General features: G+C 32.9%; 15 protein-coding genes and 1 tRNA gene. 14 read left to right on the top strand and 2 right to left on the bottom strand.

What is annotated here, in order from left to right:
• The first annotated feature begins 107 nt into the window (after positions 1–107).
• The 6 genes from ACZDYH_RS18455 (at position 108) to ACZDYH_RS18430 (ending at position 3,886) form a co-directional block, all read left to right on the top strand.
• A tRNA-Ile gene (locus tag ACZDYH_RS18455) sits at positions 108–181 on the top strand.
• A gap of 71 nt (positions 182–252) precedes the next feature.
• Positions 253–405: a hypothetical protein gene (locus tag ACZDYH_RS18450; protein ID WP_000691088.1), complete on the top strand. Its 153-nt coding sequence runs from the start codon at positions 253–255 to the stop codon at positions 403–405.
• A 781-nt stretch (positions 406–1,186) separates the two neighbouring features.
• The gene (locus ACZDYH_RS18445) at positions 1,187–1,807 is read left to right on the top strand and encodes a DsbA family protein (RefSeq protein ID WP_102956656.1); all 621 of its coding nucleotides are present in this window, start codon (positions 1,187–1,189) and stop codon (positions 1,805–1,807) included.
• Positions 1,808–1,979: 172 nt separating this feature from the next.
• Positions 1,980–2,801, top strand: a complete 822-nt coding sequence (locus tag ACZDYH_RS18440) for an MBL fold metallo-hydrolase (RefSeq protein ID WP_474886888.1) — start codon at positions 1,980–1,982, stop codon at positions 2,799–2,801.
• Positions 2,802–2,805: 4 nt separating this feature from the next.
• Positions 2,806–3,198, top strand: coding sequence for a nuclear transport factor 2 family protein (locus ACZDYH_RS18435; protein ID WP_102956654.1), 393 nt, complete (start codon positions 2,806–2,808; stop codon positions 3,196–3,198).
• 160 nt (positions 3,199–3,358) lie between these two features.
• Positions 3,359–3,886: a nuclear transport factor 2 family protein gene (locus ACZDYH_RS18430; RefSeq protein ID WP_102956653.1), complete on the top strand. Its 528-nt coding sequence runs from the start codon at positions 3,359–3,361 to the stop codon at positions 3,884–3,886.
• Positions 3,887–4,629: 743 nt separating this feature from the next.
• Here ACZDYH_RS18430 and ACZDYH_RS18425 read toward each other — a convergent pair.
• Together ACZDYH_RS18425 and ACZDYH_RS18420 are read right to left on the bottom strand one after the other, a co-directional pair.
• On the bottom strand, positions 4,630–4,914 hold the full coding sequence (locus tag ACZDYH_RS18425) for a hypothetical protein (protein ID WP_001008317.1): 285 nt from the start codon (positions 4,912–4,914) through the stop codon (positions 4,630–4,632).
• A 143-nt stretch (positions 4,915–5,057) separates the two neighbouring features.
• On the bottom strand, positions 5,058–5,417 hold the full coding sequence (locus tag ACZDYH_RS18420) for a BRO-N domain-containing protein (RefSeq protein WP_001048703.1): 360 nt from the start codon (positions 5,415–5,417) through the stop codon (positions 5,058–5,060).
• A 616-nt stretch (positions 5,418–6,033) separates the two neighbouring features.
• Here ACZDYH_RS18420 and ACZDYH_RS18415 point away from each other — a divergent pair.
• The 8 genes from ACZDYH_RS18415 (at position 6,034) to ACZDYH_RS18380 (ending at position 18,976) form a co-directional block, all read left to right on the top strand.
• Entirely contained in the window at positions 6,034–6,486 is a 453-nt protein-coding gene (locus ACZDYH_RS18415; RefSeq protein ID WP_000465972.1) for a hypothetical protein, read from the top strand.
• On the top strand, positions 6,486–7,574 hold the full coding sequence (locus ACZDYH_RS18410; protein WP_000077128.1) for a hypothetical protein: 1,089 nt from the start codon (positions 6,486–6,488) through the stop codon (positions 7,572–7,574). Before ACZDYH_RS18415 ends, ACZDYH_RS18410 begins: the two co-directional genes overlap by 1 nt.
• A gap of 233 nt (positions 7,575–7,807) precedes the next feature.
• Positions 7,808–8,278 (top strand): DNA polymerase III subunit gamma/tau, encoded by a 471-nt coding sequence (locus ACZDYH_RS18405; RefSeq protein WP_084064877.1) that lies wholly within the window; start codon positions 7,808–7,810, stop codon positions 8,276–8,278.
• A 110-nt stretch (positions 8,279–8,388) separates the two neighbouring features.
• Positions 8,389–8,607 carry a hypothetical protein gene (locus ACZDYH_RS18400; RefSeq protein WP_226799801.1) on the top strand — a complete coding sequence of 73 codons (219 nt, stop codon included), beginning with the start codon at positions 8,389–8,391 and terminating at the stop codon, positions 8,605–8,607.
• A gap of 72 nt (positions 8,608–8,679) precedes the next feature.
• Positions 8,680–14,019: a phage tail tape measure protein gene (locus tag ACZDYH_RS18395; protein ID WP_474886884.1), complete on the top strand. Its 5,340-nt coding sequence runs from the start codon at positions 8,680–8,682 to the stop codon at positions 14,017–14,019.
• Positions 14,020–14,077: 58 nt separating this feature from the next.
• Positions 14,078–14,695 carry an S-layer homology domain-containing protein gene (locus ACZDYH_RS18390; RefSeq protein WP_000068593.1) on the top strand — a complete coding sequence of 206 codons (618 nt, stop codon included), beginning with the start codon at positions 14,078–14,080 and terminating at the stop codon, positions 14,693–14,695.
• A gap of 2 nt (positions 14,696–14,697) precedes the next feature.
• The gene (locus tag ACZDYH_RS18385; RefSeq protein ID WP_046392573.1) at positions 14,698–15,771 is read left to right on the top strand and encodes a hypothetical protein; all 1,074 of its coding nucleotides are present in this window, start codon (positions 14,698–14,700) and stop codon (positions 15,769–15,771) included.
• A gap of 13 nt (positions 15,772–15,784) precedes the next feature.
• Positions 15,785–18,976, top strand: coding sequence for a M23 family metallopeptidase (locus tag ACZDYH_RS18380; protein WP_046392574.1), 3,192 nt, complete (start codon positions 15,785–15,787; stop codon positions 18,974–18,976).
• The last annotated feature ends 73 nt before the right edge of the window (positions 18,977–19,049 follow it).

The raw sequence follows: 19,049 nt of genomic DNA, 5'->3' as shown, positions 1-19,049 counted from the left end.
TTAACACGATGTAAATATGCATATTAAATAAAAAGTAAAGTGAATTGATACATTATATGGTAAAATGATATATGTGAATATGCCTTATGAAGTAAATTTTATGCTTTGGACCTTTAGCTCAGCTGGTTAGAGCAAACGGCTCATAACCGTTCGGTCGTAGGTTCGAGTCCTACAAGGTCCACTTATAAACAAGGAGAAAGCACTCGAATGAGTGCTTTCTCCTTGTTTATAATAAATAAAGGGGATTGTGACATGAAAATAATTGATTTAGAGACAGAAAGAAAAAAGAAGGAAAAATTAATGGTAACTATTCCAATTATAGAACTAATATATGGAGAAAAAGGGGAAATTGAATTTAAAGTAGTGGGAAAGAAAGTTGTTCCACAATCCATGTTAGAGAATTAAACTACTTTCAATTCTTATAGGCTGTAAGGTCGTTAAGTGGGAGATTTCTAAGTACGGAAACTTCGTGGATTCTAATTGATTATGCTATCCCTGTAGTTTCTAAGGTTAAAAGATAAATTTCTTTTGCGTTGTATAAAAAATTTACACATTTCTATCTCAAAATATTTGATTTATTTACCTTAGGAAAATATAAAACGAAAATTAGGATAGAACTAAAAGAAAACATATTAAAGGAATATGAAAACAGCTTCTCATTTTTCATTATAACTGTGAATGAAAAATGAGAAGCTGTTTTTTAGAATTCATTGCTTTGAAAAATAGACATTTATAGTAAAGTGAATTTACTTTAATTCCATAGTTGTGGAAACGTTAAAGTAGAAATTTAATGTTTTTTGTAAAAAATAATTGACTTTTAATTTAGTTGTAACTAATATGATTACATAAGTTGTAACTTGTTTAGTTACAACAACTTCCTGTTTTAAGAAAAATATTTATATATTTAATTAAAGGTAGCAATCTATAGATTATCGTCTAATGCAGAAAATTACTATTATATTAACAACTATGCATATTCTAAATGGTAGTATTTTCTGCTTTAGAGCAATAATGTGCAGTGTTATCTTTTATGAATAATTTTAGTTGATATTTTTTTGAAGGATGAGTTTTTGGGGAAAATAATAAGGTTGCTAAAAAAAGATGCACTTTTACAAACCCAAAAGCTAGCTAAGAATTTTCAAGTGATAGCTGGACTAGCTAATAAAAATAAAGGTAGGAGATTTAAATGGAGAAAAAACAAGATAACCTTATATACGTATGGGACGCATATTGTGGATGGTGCTATGGTTTTTCAGAAAGCATTAAAGGATTTTACAAAGAACACACTGAAATGCCATTAACAGTTTTATGTGGTGGATTATTTTTAGATGATTTACCAATAAAAAATTTCTCATATATAGAAGAGGGAAATAAAAGAATTAATCAACTTACAGGTGCAGAATTTGGTCCTTCCTATCAAAAATTGGTGGAAGAAGGTACTTTTAAAATGAATTCGAAAGATGCTGCAATTGGATTTTCAGCTTTACGTTCATTGGCGCCAGACCGTTTGTTAGAATTTACGTCTGCTATGCAAAAAGCATTTTATTATGATGGACAAAGCCTAAGTGATCCTGAGACATATCGTAAGATTGCGATTGAGCATAGTTTGGATCCTGAACAAGTAATAGAGCGTTTAAATGCGCAAGAAACAATTGTAGATGTCCAAAATGATTTCAATAAGGTTCGACAGCTTGGGGTTAATAGCTATCCTTCAGTACTTTTACAAAAAGATAATCAAATTATTCCTATTGGTGGTGGGGTAATGACGCCAGATAAAATTGAAGCACGTTTTAAAAATTTATACTAAGAAAATTTAGGCTATAGTAGCAAATATTTTAGCTTACGCCAGCCGACATACACCTCCCATCTATTTGCTGGTGCAATGAACCTTTTAAGAGAATTGAAGAGGAGTCTTCTGTCGGAACAAAATAAAAGTGTGTTATCTATTCAATCACTATAACAAAAGGAGAATAACATCTATGTTTAAAACAATCGATACAAATCACAAAGATGTGAAATTAACGGTGTTTAGTTCGAACGAAAAAAGTTTTATGGTCACTGCAACCTTAGTTGAGAAAGCAGGACATGCATTTTTAATAAACTCGAAATTTACTCAATCTGATTCAAAAGAAATTGTGGATTATTTGAAAAATAATAACTTATCTCTAGATAAAATCTTTATTATCCATGGGGATCCTGATTACTATTTTGGGTTAGAAAGTATGAAAGCTGCTTATCCAGGTGCCATAGCGTATGCTACAGAGTCTACGGTTGAACATATTGTTCATTCTGTATTAGGGAAATTGAAAGTTTGGAAAGATGCACTTGGAGAAAACGCACCAAGTAATGTGGTATTACCTCAAGTGTTTAAGGAAAAATCGATTGATTTTCAGGGACTAACATTTGAACTAGTAGGTTTAGATCAATACAGAACTAGCTTATTTAACAGAGAACTGAAATTATTAATTGGAGGTATAGATGTATTTAACGAAATCCATCTATTCTTAGCAGATACTAGCTCAAAAGTAGCAATGGAGGCATGGATTAAGAACTTAAAAGTATTACAGGCGTTACATGCTGACATAATTGTACCAAGTCATGGATCAATAGAAAAATCATTAGATAATCAAGCAATTAATGCAACCATGGATTATCTAAGAACAGCAATTCAAGCTTCTGAGGAAAGTAAAACTTCAAAAGATTTTGTAGCAATACTTGAAGCAGCATATCCAGGCTATGTAAATAAAGGTGTATTAGAATTAAGTGCAAAAGTTGTAACAAAAGAAATGCCTTGGGGTTAATACTATGAATAAATATCAAAACCTATTACATGAAACGTATGTGTTAACAGGCGAGGGAAAAATGGATGCTTTCAAAACGTATTTAAGTGAAAATGTATCTTGGACAGAAGCTGCTGGGTTTCCATATGCAGGCACTTATATAGGTCCTGATGAAGTAGTGAAAAATGTACATGAACGTCTTGGAACTGAATGGGATAACTATAGCGCTAAAGATGAGATTTATGCTTTTAATAACAATACTGTTATCGTGTATGGAAAATATAGTGGAACATATAAAACAACAGGGAAATCATTTGTGGCAGATTTTTGTCATCTTTATGAGTTTGATGAGAACGATAAGATTAAGAAGTTTATTCAAATTGTGGACAGTGCAACTGTTAATGAGGTATTAAGTTAGGGTTACTAGTTTCTAACATCCCCTCGCATAAGGAGTATTGTTAGGAAAGATGGATTTTATTTTTCTAACAATATTTCTTACATCAGATTCTGGGAAAGATTCTTCCTTTATCAAGCGTGTTATCGAAGATGAATTATAAAATTAGAAGAGGTAGGTATATATGAAATTAGAGAAAAATTTAATAATAATAATTATTTCTATGTTTATTTTAGGAATTGTGTCGACTTTGATATTTCAAGCTTCAACTGGTAAAACCAAAGCTCACACAATAAAGAGCGAGAATACTGCATCAGTATCGAAAGATGATGTGTCAGAAAAAGAAAAGAATAAAAAGATGGTAGTTGATTTCTATAATGAAGTTTTTAATAAACATAATATCGATATTATCCCTAAATATGTAAGTGAGGATTACAAGCAACATAATCCTTTTGTAGCTGATGGACGAAAAGCTTTCATGGATTTCTTTAAGGAGGATTTTGTTAAGAACCCTAATTCTTCTGCAGAAATTAAACGTGTAGTAGCTGAAGGAGATACAGTTGCTCTTCATGTACATTCTCGTACTAACTCTCAAGATAAGGGAGTTGCTATAGTGGATATTTTCCGTATAAAGGATGGAAAGATTGTCGAACACTGGGATGTAATTCAAGAGATTCCAAATGAAGCAGCTAATGATAATACGATGTTTTAGGTAGAAAATCTATTTATAGATTGTTAAAATATTTTTTCAAAAATAAGTAAGATTGCGTTAGTAAAAATATCCTTAGAGTGATTCTTTCTTACTAACGCAATTTTAAACTTTTTAAGTCCGTAATTATACTTGAAATCACCGCGATACCTAATACTATCCTGTATAGTTTATAGGAATAATATCTCCCTGACTAAAGTTTTCAAGAAAGGATTTATAAATGTTTTTTAATTCATTGCATGATGGCAGGAATTTAAAGTGGCCTTTATCAATTCGTTATAACCTTTCTTAAAGTGAATAAATCCTCTTTTTATTTTCTCATTTTCTCCGTTTTAGATATGTCTTTTTAGGATTTCAAATCTTACCTTTTCATCAAATTTATCTGCAATGTATATTACAGTTCCGGCAAGATATTTTAGTCCATAAGCTACGGGTGTCATCCAAAGTTTATTTAGGAAAGAAAGATCTTTAATTCGGTGCTTACTTGAAAAGAAAATCATATTGTTCACTCCATTTCTAAAGGTGATAGATATTTTAATAGTCGTCTTATTTATTGTTTTAGTTGCGTAAACAAGGTACAGTACAAAATGTACTTTGCTATTTTGAACAATTTTTTTGTTTGGGAATTTGTATAGAGATAGAAATAATAAGAATAGTGAATAAAACCCTACTAAAGTTTAGTAGGGTTAAGTAGATAAAGATGTAGAATGGATAATTTAAGAAATAAAGGACATAAACTGTGTTTCTTAATTTCTTTGTGTAAGACTCTTAACAAATAGCGTTAAATAGTATGAGGAAGAACCAACTAAAATAGCAAATGGTATTAGAATAATATCAATACCATTTACAATTACATAACCAAAAAAACCAGTCCAAAAGCCATTACAAAAAGAACAGTCTAAAAAAATTTCAAACAATTCATGAATACTACGTAATTTTTCACGTGTGTACTGAAATTTTATTTCAAATAAAAATGCGCGTACCCCTAAGGATATAAATAGCAACAGGCTTATACTTATATCAAAATTCATTATCTCACCTCCAATTCCTATTTAAAAGTCGTAATAAGTTGTTAGAAAGTTGAGGTTTACAAAATAATTAATATTTAGCTGGGATATTTAATAAATCATTTGAAAGATAGTTACCCCAGTAAAAGCTAACATAATGAAATGAATTAAAGTATATTTTTTTCTAAAGATATGGCCCAATGAATAAAATCTAATCTATTAACTTTAACTTTTCTGGCTCTATAGACCATATGGTGGAGTCCCTCTAAATCAACTAAAATATAGCGTTGAGGGTTAATATCCTGATTAAAGGTAATTACAGCACTGCATTTAGAGCGTTTGTCCATATTTTCGATTAAGCTATAAGGATTTTTTATTCCAATTGCATTTTTCCCAATATCGTATCCAACAAATAAGAGTTGATTACTTGTAGTAAGGACAGCTCTTATCTGTTTATCATTGTATAAAAATGAAAAATATTTTTTTATATCAGTAGTGTTTAACTTTCTATCTTTATGTAAATTCAAGATATCACCTCTCTATAGTTATCGAAATTTAAGTAACTATAGTTGCAAGTGAATTGTAAAGAGACTTATTAGTTTAAAGGTTGTTGCTGAATCACAATGTATAAATTGCAGCATTTAATTTAAAGGTAAAAGCTGAATCCATCATATTAAAGCTAAATAATATTATTAATAAATTATTATCTATTATTTAATAATGATTATTTGTTATAAAAATAGATTCAATACTATCTCATTTTAGAAACTAAAAATATTTAAAACCATTATTTTTATATTGAATTCCATCAATTTCAAAGTGGATTTAATTATTTAGTGTAATTTATAAACAAATTCAGAGAAATAAATCGTTTACATGTTTTATGTTAAATGACAAATACTTCTTTAATAGAATTGCTAATTTGTTAATTGAAGAATAAATAAGAAAATCTTTGATCACGTCAATTCAATAGTTAAGAATGTACGTGAGAGCTTAATAGAAGCTAAGTGTAAAAAATTAATTTTGTTAAGAGTAATTATGGAGTGAGATAGAGTTTGACTAAATTTATTCTAAGTGATGTTAAATTTTCATTGTGATTTTCTTATATTGTTACTGCAAATACTTACAAGAGGGTGTGATGAGTTGTTCTTTCCACGTATCACTGATGTTTATGCTTGCATACATAAGACATTGAGAGAAGATAGTGTAATACGTAAATGTATGGGTCTTAATAATATTACAGTAGATATGGAAAATGAAATGCACATACAAAAGCGTATGTCTCCTAAAGAGGCACTAAATAACCAAATTCCTTTAATTGCATTTTACAAGTCATTTGTTCAAAAGGAACGAAATAATAATATTCATGTGATAACATTTGACTTCGATATCTACACAAATGATGATGTGGAATTGGCATTAGACCTTGCAGATAGAATAAATCAATTATTCGATAATCAATCTCTGCAGTTATTTAAAGGAGTATTTTTCAAGGGTCAGTATGTAGGATCTGCAGAGGTTGCAAGTGAAATAGAACACTCTTATAAGTATTTCACTAGATTTGAATTTATTTTTGAAATTGAGGGGTGTAGTTAATGTCACAATTTGACAAGTTTAACAGTAAGAATAAGAAAATGATTATTAAAGGTGCAGGTAAATTTATGGCTAAAATTCCAGGGTGTGATGAATTAATTACACTAGGTCACATGGCGAATATGCGTCTTGATGTGCAGTTGGATATGGTTGATATTGAAGGGGGAGACTCTTCAGCACCTATTGATACACTACTACGTAAAAAGGTAATTGATATTACTGCAGAGGATGCAAAATTTGATTTAAACATGGTACGTCTTGTGTTAGGAGCAAAACTTCGAGAAGGAGTTAGCGGCTTAGCCTATGAATTGAAAAATGAAACAGTAACAATTGCTGGCGATACTGAACCTGTTTCTATTAAATTATCTAGTCCAGTATTAACAGGTAGCGGAGCACCTAAAGTACAGATTTTCAACCAAGTTGCAGGTTCATTTGTACCAGAATCAGCAATTACAGTAAATGGATCAGCTGTAACACTAAAAGGTGGTGCGGTTGAAGGTGATACTGTAGTAGTTTATTATCCTGTAGCATCATCATCTATCGATCCTGATGGTTTCGTATGGGTATTAGAAGAACGTCATGATGTTAAAGGTGGACTAGTGACTCTTAAGAATCCTCTATTTGGTGGATCTTTAGGTTCAGCTTCTTCTAAGACAGAGCATGTATCTGTAAGATTAGTAAAAGAGAATAAATTACTTAAAAAAGTAACAACTAATCCTGCAAAAGGTGAGTATACAATTGATCCTTCTACAGGGGAGATTAAGTTTAATGATTATCTTGAAGGAGAGCAAATTTATGTGAACTACAAGCGCCCAGAGGTTGTAGATGTAATGGCAATTGGTTCTCGCGATTTTCCTCTTACAGTATCTGTTGTTCATGATGGACATTTTGAACAAATGGATGGTAGCATTCAAGGTTACCAAGTTGAACTATATTCTTGCCGAGTGAAATCTAACTTTACATTAGACACAGCACGACAAACAGCAGCGACTCACAGTATTACACTTACAGTTATTGATGGGGAACGTACAGACAGTCGTTTAGGTTCTATTAAGCGTTATCAAATCGAAAAAAGTGGCGATGTTTGTTAATTAGAGAAGAGGATACTTATGTATCCTCTTTTTTTATTAATTCATTTTTAAACATTTTAGATAAGGGTGAGAATGGATTATAAAAACATCTATCGCTTAAACCTTTTTTCGTAAGGTTGTTACATTTAACACATAAATTCTTATATTAGTTACGAGGTCGTTTAGGTGATCCCCTTCCTTGCGTCCTCTTTAAATTTAATAAGGGGTAATAGAGTAATATAGGGGGAGATTAAATGAGTGAACGTAATTTAGCAATTCCAAGTAGAGAAGAAGCTATTGAGGAACCTACTCTTGTAGAGGAAGCAGAGGAGAAGGTTGAACAGCAAGAACCTAATAAACAAGAGGAAGTAAAGTTAACTAAGCAGGAATCAGAGTTTATTGAAAAAGTATTCTTCGAAGAGGATGAAAAGGTAACGTTACGTGATGGAAAAACCTATGCTATCCCTCCTTTAGGATTAAAAGATGCTAAAAACCTAATGAAAAAGTTGAATACAATTGATACAGGTGTCATTATTGCTAATTTAATTGCAGATGAAACAGGTAATGATAGTTATGATGAACTATTAGAGGTCCTATTGATGGGCTTTAAACCGTATTATAAAGAAATTTCAGCTCATTATTTAGGGGATTATATTGATATTGTAACAGCTAAAGAAATTATAGATATTATGATTGGACTTAATGGCTTAAAAAAGTCTTTATAGACTCTGAGGAAGAAGAAAAAGAATATGACGAAAATGCCTACGTTGATTGGGCAGAGATTTTCTTTAACTTAGGTCACTACCTGGGGATGAAAAAACAGGATATATGGGATTTGACATTACCTCAGTTAAACTATTACTTAAAGAAATGCCATAAGCATATAGAGTTTACAGTTAAGGTACATTCAATGTCCTTCACTGGGTTATTTGGGGGCGGTTCAGCTCAAGCTGCCGAACAGAATAATCTAAAACATAGTGATGGAAAAGAAGTAATTGACGGATATGAGGTTGCAAATGCTGATGACATGGAGTGGTTAGCAGGTATTCTCTAATAAATAATCCTGCCCTTCCTTTTTATTTGAGGATAGGGCGGGATTTTATTATGTAAAAGGAAGGTGAAATAAGTGACAGTCAATAATCAAAATATTGGTGCTACTATTGCACTAGAGTTTGATAAGTCAATAAAAAATATGAAAGAGTTTGGAGTACAGTTGGAACAGCTAGATCATCGTTTTGGTAGTATAGAAAAACGTATAGATGCTATGAAAAACTCTTTATCTTCGTTATCGGCTCAGACATCTAAGGCAGCGGGAAGCAACCTTAGAGCAAAACTTGAGCAAGAATTAAATAATATCGTCCAAGCAAATGGTATTACTTTATCTTCAGTTGGGGCAGCACCATTAAGTATTAAACAAGAAACCGTTCAACAATTGATGTCTAAAGTAGATAAAGAGTTAAATAAAACGATTGTAAAGATGATCAAAAATATAAACATTAATATGGATTCTGCTATGAATAATAGCGTAGTACCAGTTGGAAAAGATGAATTTAATAAAATTAATAAAGAAATCTCTAAGTTAATTAGTAATCAAATTAAACAATTAGTAAATTCCATTCGCGAAAATGGGGGGGATTTAGTAAATGCAGATAACTTGAGTGGACTTAAATTAGATATTTCTAAGGGAACGGTTAAGCAAATTTTAGTAAGTATTAAAAATCAATTAAAACCTATTTTACTGAACCCTGAGGTTGCTATTGAAGGACAGACATTAACAATTTCATCGAAAGATTTATCTGAATTAACGAAAAAAGTAAGAGGGAAAATAAAAGATTCTATAAAATTTGATTTCGAGGGTGTTATTAGCGAAGAGAATAGCATTGATAGCGAGATTATAAAAACAGCTAAACGTATTGATAGTTTAATAGAAAATTATATAAAAGACATACGAGGAGGGCTGCAAAAGATTGATCTCAAATCTGTAGAAGTACCTATGAAAAATATATCTAAACAACTTCAAAGGTATATTGCAAATGATTTAGGTGTTTCTCCAGCCGAGTTAGCTCATACTTTTCATTCTGTGGATCGAGGATCTCTAAGAGGATATGCTTTAAAAAGGCAGTTTGAAGGTATGGAAAATACAATTAATAAAAAGTTAACTGCAGGAACAAATAAAATAATGATGTCAATGAAACAATCAGTAAGAGCTGTGGACTTTGAACCTCATTCTAATATTACGCAATATTTAACTAGTGAAATTAACAAGCTGAATAAGCAAATTATTAAAAAAATCAAGGAGTCCGTTGATAAGCAGTTTGCACATATAAGGAATGAAATTCTAGAAATTAATACTAACCCTCAAAAGGCGAATAGTAATAGACAGTTAAGCTTTATTGCAGGAAATAGTGCTAATACTTTAAATAACTCAAGTGGATCAAATCATAGTAATACAAATAAAAATAATAGCGATTCTAGTACAAGTAAATCCACAAAACAAGACAATCCTTTTGATGGGTTTGGAATGGCTGGAGCGGTTACCAAGAAAGTTAGGAGTCTTGCTTCGGGCTCAATGCTAGATCCAATGGCTGCGATAACTAAAGCAATGGAAACCTTTAAAATTTCTCAGTTAGAACAGTTAAAGATTACACAAAACTTCTCTTTGAAACCAGAATATAAAAACAAAAATGGAAATACAGATTGGCTAAAATTAGATAATGATACTGGAAATCTAATGAATAATGTACGTGATTTATCTACACTTTACGGCATTGATTACGAAAGAATGTCTAAGGTAGCTGGTATAGCATCAAATGTAACAGGAGATAAACAATCTGCACGACAATTTGTTGATCAAGCTTCTAAGGTTTATCGCTTAGATAACAAATCAGACTTAGTTGAAACAATTGCTCCAGGATTACAGACAATTATGGCACAGTTTAAATTATCTGTCTGGGAGTTGGATGGAGTAGTTAACTCTTTTGCTGTTGCTACGAGTCAAACTAAAGCGAACAGTGAAGATATTATGAAGGCAATGTCAAAATCGGGTACAGCACTCCATTCAGTGGGAGTGAATGCAGAAGATGCAGTGACTTTAAATGCATTAGCTATTCAAACTTCAGGAGAAACAGGGGAGAATGCAGGTGCAGCCTTAAAAACGATTGCAGAGCGTATTACTTTACCATCTGTTTCTAAACAATTAGAAAATTATGGTGTAAAGGTATTTGAAAAAAATGAGAGTGGTATGAAAGTACGTCGGAATTTCATTGATATCCTATCAGACACTGCGAAAGCAAGCAAAAATAAATATATTGGAGAAGATAAAGTAAAATCCATTCTGTATGGAGAAGGTGGGGCAAACCAGCCACCAAAACTGATGTCCTTTTTAGAGACCATGCATAAAGCGGGGATAAATAACAGTAAAGATTTATCGTATTGGAAGATTAAGCAAGAAATTAATGAATTTAAAAAAGATCCTGCACGCCTTCAAGAAATGATTGCGGTAACGATGAAATCACCTTCAGTGACAATGGAAAGAGCTGGGGTATCTGTTAATAATGCATTAGTGTCAGTATTAGATGCGCTAAATCCAGAGATTCAAACTTTAGCAAAAATTATTACAAACTTAGCACAGGGAATGGAGAAACATGCAGGGCTATTTGCACAGTTAATTACGATTTTAGGTAATGCCTTGGTAGGTTTTGGTGCTATTCATGGAGTAAAACGATTAGGTCAATTGGGTAATTATGAAGAGCATTACAAGAAAGCCACCATGGAAAATAAATTCTTTGGTGGTACATCTTTAACAAATCGTAAAGTGGACGGAGCGGTAGGTTTTTTAAATGATCATGTTTTGGGAGAGAGCCAAGATTTACGTAATCAAGTAAGTAACAAAAAATTCTACCGTGCGGCTATGAAAAATGATACGTTAAAAAGTTATTTTGAAGAATTAGCGGATTTAAAAGAGGATAGAAAGAATGAGATAAAAGAATATGTAAAAGATCATGGTGGAAAAGCTGAAAATATGACCGATTTTCTTAGCATCATGGATGAATCTAAAGGCTATTATAAAGGTGAAAAGAAAGAATTAACAGCTGATGAATTACATACTCGTTCAGCCTATAATGCTCGCAATCTTACCCAAAGTAAATTATTAACAGACGTTTTTACCACAAATTTCTCAGAGCATTTAGTAAATACCTTATCAAATAGGACTAACTTTGACAGTATGAATGAGAATCAAAAATCAACGGCTGGTCGTTTGGCTCAAATGGATGATCAAAAACGTATTGGATTTGAGACCTATCTAGATCAAAACTATCAAAGTGTAGGCAAATCAATAAATAATATGGATGGACTTAATAAGGCACTCGATGAATACGAGGCTAGTAACCGAAAGGCTACTATACAAACAAGACAAAGTACCACTGCGTACAGGGATTTATCAAGCGCCGTAAAAAAGGTAACTGATGAAGCTGAAGGAACATCTAAGAATAGAATGAAAGGGTTTCTCGATCTTATCGATACTATTCCTCAGCGTGCAAGAGGTGCTGGTGGAGCAATAATGGGACTTGGGAAAAATATTTTAAGTTTTGCAAAACAATTGGGAGCTTCATTAATGATTGGCGACTTGTTAACAACTTATTCTAATCAAAGTATGTTATCTGAAAAACAATTAAAATTACAAGAAATGGAAAATAAGACAACTGGATCTGCAGATGCATATTTAGAAAGCATTAATACAAAGCCTACAGGGGGGTTATTGGAGGATATTCCCTTCCTGATTGATAGTACGAAAATAGGTTATGGAAGTTTAAAGCAAACTATCTTTGGAGAAAGTGCTGCTGTAGGGCTGGGAGATAGAGAGAATTTCCGAACGAATTTTAAAGCTTGGATGGAAAAAGAATATGGTACTCGAGACCTTGATAAAGCTGTTACGGTCGAGAATAAAAAACGTGAAAAAGAAGCAAAAGATAAAGGTTATAATGGGATATATGAAAAAATAGATAAAAAAGGATTGACTAGAAAATATCTTGATGAATCAGGTGAGTATGCAAAAGTACAGAAAGCACAAAAAGAAGAATTCATTGAAAGGTATAAAAATGATGCTATATCAGAATCAGAAGAAAACATGCGTAGGGCGGCAGCTGAAAAAGCACGTAAAGCATGGGAAAATAAAATGATAGCAGATGGTCAATATGACTATTTTGCTTTTGAAGATATAAAAAATAGAATTCAGGATGGACAGAAATCCGTTAGTAGCAAAAATGAGTTAAAGTTAAATGATTTTCTTCAAAATGGTGGTAAAACAGATTCGTTAAATTATATGCAACTTCGTATACAGGGTATTAAACAAGAGCGCGAAGCATATAAAAATGAAATGGAAGAGCTTCATAAATTTATCCGAGAACGAGAGAAAGAATTGGAGCAATTGGATAAGTCGGGAAAACGTTATACCACTGATCCTGAAACTGGTGAAAAAATTGAAACACTCGGATATCAAAAGGTTAAAGAATCTGTGGAAAGTAACAAGGATAAAGAAGATAAATTAAGAAAAGAATTTGAATTAGAAGATAAGAAAAAACAAATTGAAGCACAACGTATTAAAACAGAATTTTATATTAACGACACTCAGAAAGGATTTTCTAGAGCACAGGCTAAGAAACAGTATAAGGATACATTAAATGCTATTAGCATGAACACAGAGAGTCCTACTTATATTGATTCACAGATTGTTTCAAGCCAATCTATGATTGGAGAAATGAAAAGTAAACTGGCAAATCTGCAATCCCAACAGTTAGCAGATCCAGATGGTCAGTTACAAGATACTATTCAAGGATTGAGTCAACAAATCGCAAGTGCTGAATTAGAAGTTAAAAATTTAAGGATACAAAGGCTTACAGCTTGGAGACATGATTTCGGTAATAATATGGATGATTTGGAAATTAAGTACATGCAGGAACGTGTAAACTTTGGACCAAGTATAGGAGATGATAGTTTCTTAGCACGTGATTTAAGAGTAAGAGAATTACAAGATCGTAAATCACTTATAGATAAGACCTTAGCGGTAAGAATTGCAGAGCGAAATAGTGGTAAGTTTGAAGAAGGTTCATCTGAATACGAACAAATCATGAAAGATATTCGAGAATTGACAAAGCAATCTTTACAGGCACAGATTGGTATCCACCAAGAGTTAAGAGCACAAATGGGTGGAACATTTAATCTTCCTGAAGGCGTACAGGTTATGTCTCAGTATGATTATCTAACAAGTAAAGGTACACATTCAAACTTTAGTGTTCAATCAGGAGATATGTATGTCAATATTACGTTACCTAATGTAACCGGACAAACTTCTAGTCAACAGTTAGCGAATCTTGGAATGAATTTAGGAAAAGGGTTAGCACAAGGTAGAACAACACCACTACGAAATCAGTTAAATTCAGCCCCTTGGGGATATCCAACATTCTAATTACAAAACCCCATCTAATTATTAGGTGGGGTTTCTTATAATACTAAGGGGTGATTAAATGGCACAACAAAAACCAAGTAAATCTAATGATGATGTATTTAAACGTAAATTATTTTATGATAACGGGATTCGTTTTGTACAAGTAAGGGGGCGTATGACTGGCGATTATAAGCCACCAACGCCAGTATTAAAATCCCATATAAACGAAAACATTCAATCTTCTGCAGGATTGGTAGGGAAAGGGACTTCTCATTATTCTACTACCATTCAATTTTTATTTGCGAGCAAAGAGGAATTTGCAGATTGGCTGCAGTTTATTGGTGCAGAACACAAATACTATGATGAAAAAGGCACGATTTATTTAGGGATTGTTAATGGTGATTTAGATATTAAAACAGCAGAATTTGAGACGAAATATATCATTACTGTAAACCTTATGTTAATTCGAAAACAAGATTTCGAATATCGTCATCAATATCCTTTTATAGATATTGAAAATCATTGGGCGCAAACGTATATAGATGAAATGCAAAAAAGGGGCCTTATCACTACTTATGCTAGTGATGGAACACCTGTACAATATTTTCAACCTGAAGTTTGGATTACAAGGGCTCAAACGGCATCCTATATGACAAGGACTTTTAAATACATCGAAAAGATATTGAGGGGGTATTAAAAATGCCAAAGAGATGGTTAGATGTGGGTCCAAAGGATTGGTTTTATCGTGCAGTATTAGAAACAGATAATATGTTTATTGATGCAAAAAAAGAAGAAACCTTATTTAGTGGAAAAACCTATAACCAATTTATTGGTGGCAAGTCACGTCAGGTTCATAATTTTACTTCAACAGAGGGACAAACCAAGTTTGAAGTAAGCGGATATAAACCTGATTCTAGGGAAATGGTGTTTGTTTATATTGATGGGGTGCCTACACTCCCATCTAAACTTGAGGATAATTTTATACATATTGGTTACCCGTTAACCAATGGAAGAGAAGTTAGTATTCTTTTATCTGGGGTAGTGGAAATGCATGAAGGAGATCATACACCTGAAAACTGTCAGATTTATCCTTTGATGAGCGGATGCTCTTTGGCATATCCGGCAAAAAAGTTAGAAAAAGCAAATAATTACGTATTTGATATCACTTACTCTTTAAATGAAATAGCAGTTTGCATGAACAAGAAGTTAAAGAGAATACATGTAGATGTAAATGAAGACGAATCCATACAAGATGCACTTACAAGAACCTTAGGATTTAAACGAGACTGTTTTACTATAATTAATGGATATCTTTATGTATCTTATAATTTAAATCAGTTTCCTATTTATGTGAATTACAACTATCAAAAGGGTGCTCAAATCAAAAATAGGCAGGGAGAAAAAGTTGTCCCTATGTCAAGTTGCGCACTCTATAATGACAGATTCTTTCCTGATATAACGATATATAGAGGAGAGTTTTTTACTTTGTTACAACGTTTAAGAATGAATATTTATAATCGATATACAGATAGAGGATATGTGAATAATACAATTCAGCAAACGGAGAGATACATTAAAGATAAAGATAAGATTGTAGGAAAATGGTATGCCGAATCAGTCTTAAATATATTAGATGAAAAATTTAATGATGGTTGTTATGTATTTCCACTTTACGCAGATGATTCCTTTCAACCTGAGGTATGTGTAACTAGAGCTGAAGCAATTGTATATTTACATAGATTTACAGAATGGGCACTAGAAAGATTTAGATAGGGGGGAATAAGGTATGCCGAACGTATTTGATCATAGAACTCCTGCGCCTCAGTTGTTAAATGACGTAATGAGAAAAGTTAATGCTTTAGGTCATGAACCTAGGGTTATTATTGAATTTGACAAAATGGCCTATGTACCAGGAATGAAAAATAAGTTTGAAGTTTGGGACAGAATTCGAGAAGCATCTATTGTGCATCAGGCAGCAGAGGCAACTTTAACAACACCAGTAGCCGGTGCTGAGCCAAGCTCTGTTACAAAAGGTGGAGAATCAGGGGATAGATTTGAGTATATTAAATGTGCCTTAAATAAATGGGTAAAACATTATAAGTGTCCCAATGTTGCTTATTTCTTTCTATTAGCTGTAGCAAAGCATGAAACAGGATTTGGAACATTGGGACAAGGGAAACCTGAAAAAGGAAGTTATATAGTAGGATATGGTTGCCCGGGTTCATGCGATCCTCAATATAAAGGGATAGATACCCAAGCGAAGTATGCTGCAAAACGTTTTTCCGAAGCAATGAGGAGCAGATACGCAAAAATTTCCAATGGATATATGGATGCTAGTGATGTTGATTATTTCCATGAAGGTGGAGATAAAGGATATAAAAAGTGGAAATGGTCAGCAGATGGACCTAACTGGAAAAAACTTGTGAAAAGCTATTTTGATAGAATTATTGGTGAATCTAGTCAAAAAAAATGGCATTGTAAAGAATCTGGTTCTATTATTAATAAAAATCTGTTTCCAAAGCATTCTACAAATCTAAATGTTTCCAAGAAGGAAGAAGACTGTGGTTGTGAGAAAGCTGAGACTTATACAATTGAGGAACAAAGGAAAGAAGTTCATAATGCAAGCTCTAGTGCGTTATCCGGTGCTACTTTTCCTGTTGAAGGAATTTCATTTGGAAATGGTGCGAAAGTATCTTCACACCATATGAAACATAAGGGTGGGGGTGCACGTTCAGGGCATAAGGGTACTGATATTATACATACATCCCAAGGTAAAATTAATGGTATGTGGGTAGTAGCGGCTTGGGCTGGACATGTACATAAGGCTTATAAAAGTACATCTTATGGTAATTGTGTAATGATTCAACATGATAATGGATATATGACAGTTTATGCCCACATGCAAAATAATTCTTTACAGGTTCGAAAAGGTGATTTAGTTACTCCAGGAACACGTTTAGGGAAAGTCGGAAATACAGGTCAATCTTATGGCGCCCATTTACACTTTGAAATTTGGAAAGGTGAATGGATTTATGGTGGAAATAATCATATTGATCCATATCCTGTTTTAACAGGTGCTCAAAAATTAGGAGTAGCACCAAGCGGTAAAGGTAATAATGGAGGCGGTAATACGGGCGGAAATGATAATAGTACAGGAAATGGAAGTGGTGTTAGTCAACCACCACCCCAAATGACCATAACCCAAAATATTAAGTTTAATAAGTGCTTTGATAAGGATGCAAATCTGGATGGGAATTGGCATGGACAAGAGAACATAACCCATTTTACAGCTTGGTCAACAGGTGAAAAGTATTTAGGTTTTAATGAGAATATTGCCAAAGGAGCAGTTGAAGATTTTGGATATAAACATAACTTCTCTTCAGACGGATTTTATGAATATGCTTTCTATGCAGATCTTAAAGAAGGAGATTCCGTAACGGTTACATATGACGGAATGATTGTAAAACGATATACAAAAGAGAACAATACAACACAACCTACATATGAACCTCCAGTTTATGCAAAATGGGTTGCAAGTGATATACAAGGGACCAATTCACATATATTAGATTTCTCCTTAAATAATGTAAGTGGTGAGGCTGTATTTGGATTAAAATGCTTTAAGGTAGTGGAAATTGAAACTCAATACGGTGCACAATATGTTGATGAAAGAATTAAGGCTCGTAAACGTGATGTATGGGTTGATACAGGGGCATTTGTATACGATAAAACCTTTACAGTAGACCAAGATGTATTACAGTGGGAGATAAATAGCCATTTTGACGCCAGAGTCGCAACTGCAAGAATTACTTTAGACAATAAACATGGTATTTATTCTCCTACATATGAACGAGCCAATATCTTCCCTGAGAATTTAAGAGAAGCAGAGATGTCATATTATGAGAATGGTGCAATCAGACATGTGTTAAGTGAAGCTACCCCAGTACGTATTTATGCAGGCTATGGTGAAAACCTAGTAAGGGTTTTTACAGGACGTATAAGAGGAGAGATTGAGCAAAATTCTGATGAAAAAACAATTACTATTAATTGTGTAGATATGTACGATATGTTAGAAGAACATGTTTTTGATAGGGTTCTAACTTTTCCTCGAAGAGACGAGATACATGGTGATGAAAAACAACCAGTAACCATGTGGGTTAAATCATCTATTATTCATAATATCGTAAATGAGGCAGGAATGATTGGATGGAGAATCCATGAAGATGATTTGAGATATGCTGATGCGATTATTGAAGAAACGTATTATATTGATATCGATAGAGGTGGAAAAAAGGCAGTCGTCTGGGATACTAAAAGTCAACAATATGTCGAAAAAGATATAGCAACTGTACAAGATGCACAAGGTTATAAAAATCCTTATGTACAGGCGATAGATTTTTTAGAAGGTACAAGAGCATCTGATGCGGTTCATGAAGTGATTGGAGATATTATGTATCGCTCTTACTGTGATCGTTATGGAACATTTAGATTGGAAAATATCCGTAAAATTAATGCAAGTGAGGCAAAATGGTCATTTATAGATGGTGAGAATTTATATTCTCTTTCCACTTCTATTGACCATTCTCGTATACGTAATCATCTTATTATTGTTGGTAATGGTGGGCAAATTGAGCATTTTGTAGATAAAGATCTTCTTATATCTACAAAGGGTAATATGAGAACGGCTAAGATTGTTGCTGATTGGATTGATGAGCGATTTGGTTCAAATGCAAGAGGAACCAAAGAGGATATCTCGAACAAATTATTTTTTGATATGAAAAGACAAGCCCGTACTTTTAATGCCGTTGTTAAAGGAAATCCAATGATAGAGTTATTAGATGGTTGTTATGTTTATGATAGTAATACTTCTAATGCAGGGTATTATGTCATAAAAGGGAACCGACTTGTTGGAAATAAGGAAGGTATGTTAAATTTCCTAGAATTTACTTGGCATGACAAAGAGAATTATTATAGCTAAAAAAACAAGGAGATTCCTACAGAACGTTAGGAATCTCCTTGTTTTTTCTTATAATGCTATGGAAAGCGAGGTG

It is taken from the genome of Bacillus sp. EB V-12 (assembly GCF_056158125.1).
The sequence above is the reverse complement of the archived record's forward strand: the minus strand, read 5'-3'. Positions and strand labels throughout refer to the sequence as shown.